Source organism: Aminobacter sp. J41 (assembly GCF_000526635.1).
Lineage (GTDB): Bacteria > Pseudomonadota > Alphaproteobacteria > Rhizobiales > Rhizobiaceae > Aerobium.
Map to the genome: position 1 here is coordinate 1 of NZ_JAGL01000082.1, position 2,590 is coordinate 2,590.

Consider the following 2,590-nt stretch of genomic DNA (forward strand, 5'->3'; position numbering starts at 1 on the left):
GGGGGCTAAGGGGTTAAGGCCTTATGTTCCCGGACACCGTTTTAAGTCCTGAGCCATTTTCGGGCGCAGCCCGCAAGGCCGACTGGCCGTCGGCCATGTTTGGCCGCCCTGTCCGGAGGATAGCGGGCGAAGCCCGCGCGCATCCGTGAGGACGAAGAGACAAAGATGGATACGAGCAATGCGAACAATCAAGCCGATCGAGCTATTAGTACCGGTAAGCTTCACACATTGCTGCGCTTCCACACCCGGCCTATCAACGTGGTGGTCTCCCACGACTCTCAGGGAATACTCGTTTTCAGGTGGGTTTCCCGCTTAGATGCCTTCAGCGGTTATCCCGTCCGTATATAGCTACCCTGCTATGCCGCTGGCGCGACAACAGGTCCACCAGAGATACGTCCATCCCGGTCCTCTCGTACTAGGGACAGATCCTGTCAATATTCCTACACCCACGGCAGATAGGGACCGAACTGTCTCACGACGTTCTGAACCCAACTCACGTACCGCTTTAAATGGCGAACAGCCATACCCTTGGGACCTGCTCCAGCCCCAGGATGCGATGAGTCGACATCGAGGTGCCAAACAACCCCGTCGATATGGACTCTTGGGGGTCATCAGCCTGTTATCCCCGGCGTACCTTTTATCCGTTGAGCGATGGCCCTTCCACGCGGGACCACCGGATCACTATGACCGACTTTCGTCTCTGCTCGACTTGTCAGTCTCGCAGTCAGGCAGGCTTATGCCATTGCACTCAACGAGCGATTTCCGACCGCTCTGAGCCCACCATCGCGCGCCTCCGTTACTCTTTAGGAGGCGACCGCCCCAGTCAAACTACCCACCATACACTGTCCCGGACCCGGATGACGGGCCGCGGTTAGACATCCATGTAGATAAGGGTGGTATTTCAAGGGCGACTCCACCAAGGCTGGCGCCCTGGCTTCAAAGTCTACCACCTATCCTACACATGCCGACACGAATGCCAGTGTAAAGCTATAGTAAAGGTGCACGGGGTCTTTCCGTCTAACCGCAGGAACCCCGCATCTTCACGGGGAATTCAATTTCACTGAGCCTCTGCTGGAGACAGCGGGGAAGTCGTTACGCCATTCGTGCAGGTCGGAACTTACCCGACAAGGAATTTCGCTACCTTAGGACCGTTATAGTTACGGCCGCCGTTTACTGGGGCTTCGATTCAAAGCTTGCACCTCTCCTCTTAACCTTCCAGCACCGGGCAGGCGTCAGACCCTATACGTCGCCTTGCGGCTTCGCAGAGCCCTGTGTTTTTGATAAACAGTCGCTACCCCCTGGTCTGTGCCACCTCACAACGGTTGCCCGCTGCAAGGTCACGCTTATCCCGAAGTTACGCGTGTAATTTGCCGAGTTCCTTCAGCAGAGTTCTCTCAAGCGCCTTGGTATACTCTACCAGTCCACCTGTGTCGGTTTAGGGTACGGTCTGTACGCGGGAGCTATTTCCCGGGACCGCTTCACTGCCAGACCAATCCGATAAGGACTGACAATACACGCGATCCGTCACTACCCGCAGGCCCACGAATATTAACGTGGTTCCCATCGACTACGCCTTTCGGCCTCGCCTTAGGGGCCGGCTAACCCTGCTCAGATTAACTTTAAGCAGGAACCCTTGGACTTTCGGCGAGGGAGTCTCTCACTCCCTTTATCGTTACTCATGTCAGCATTCGCACTTCTGATACCTCCACAGGTCCTCACAGATCCTGCTTCATCAGCTTACAGAACGCTCCGCTACCGCTCACTCAAAGAGTGAACCCAAAGCTTCGGTGCATGGCTTGAGCCCCGGTACATTTTCGGCGCAAAGACCCTTATTTAGACCAGTGAGCTGTTACGCTTTCTTTAAATGATGGCTGCTTCTAAGCCAACATCCTGGTTGTTTTGGGATCCTCACATCCTTTCCCACTTAGCCATGACTTGGGGACCTTAGCTGTTGGTCAGGGTTGTTTCCCTTTCCACGACGGACGTTAGCACCCGCCGTGTGTCTGCCGACTAGTACTCCCCGGTATTCGGAGTTTGGTTAGGATCAGTAAGACGGTGAGTCCCCATAGCCCATCCAGTGCTCTACCCCCGGGGGTATTCGGTCGACGCTCTACCTAAATAGATTTCGCGGAGAACCAGCTATTTCCAAGTTTGATTGGCCTTTCACCCCTAGCCACAAGTCATCCCAATCTATTGCAACAGAAACGGGTTCGGTCCTCCAGTTGGTGTTACCCAACCTTCAACCTGCTCATGGCTAGATCACTTGGTTTCGGGTCTAATGCAACGAACTGAACGCCCTGTTCAGACTCGCTTTCGCTACGCCTCCACCTACCGGCTTAAGCTTGCTCGTTACACTAAGTCGCTGACCCATTATACAAAAGGTACGTTGTCACCATTTCAGGCTCCAACTGTTTGTAGGCAACCGGTTTCAGGTACTCTTTCACTCCCCTTGTCGGGGTGCTTTTCACCTTTCCCTCACGGTACTAGTTCGCTATCGGTCATGCACGAGTACTTAGGCTTGGAGGGTGGTCCCCCCACGTTCAGACAGGATTTCACGTGTCCCGCCTTACTCAAGGATAATCGCTCGCAT

Annotated in this window: 1 rRNA gene; it reads right to left on the bottom strand. The window is 54.6% G+C overall.

The annotated features are described in order from the left end of the window. Positions 1 to 184: 184 nt before the first annotated feature. A 23S ribosomal RNA gene (locus tag L630_RS0120490) occupies positions 185 to 2,590 on the bottom strand; the annotation flags it as partial.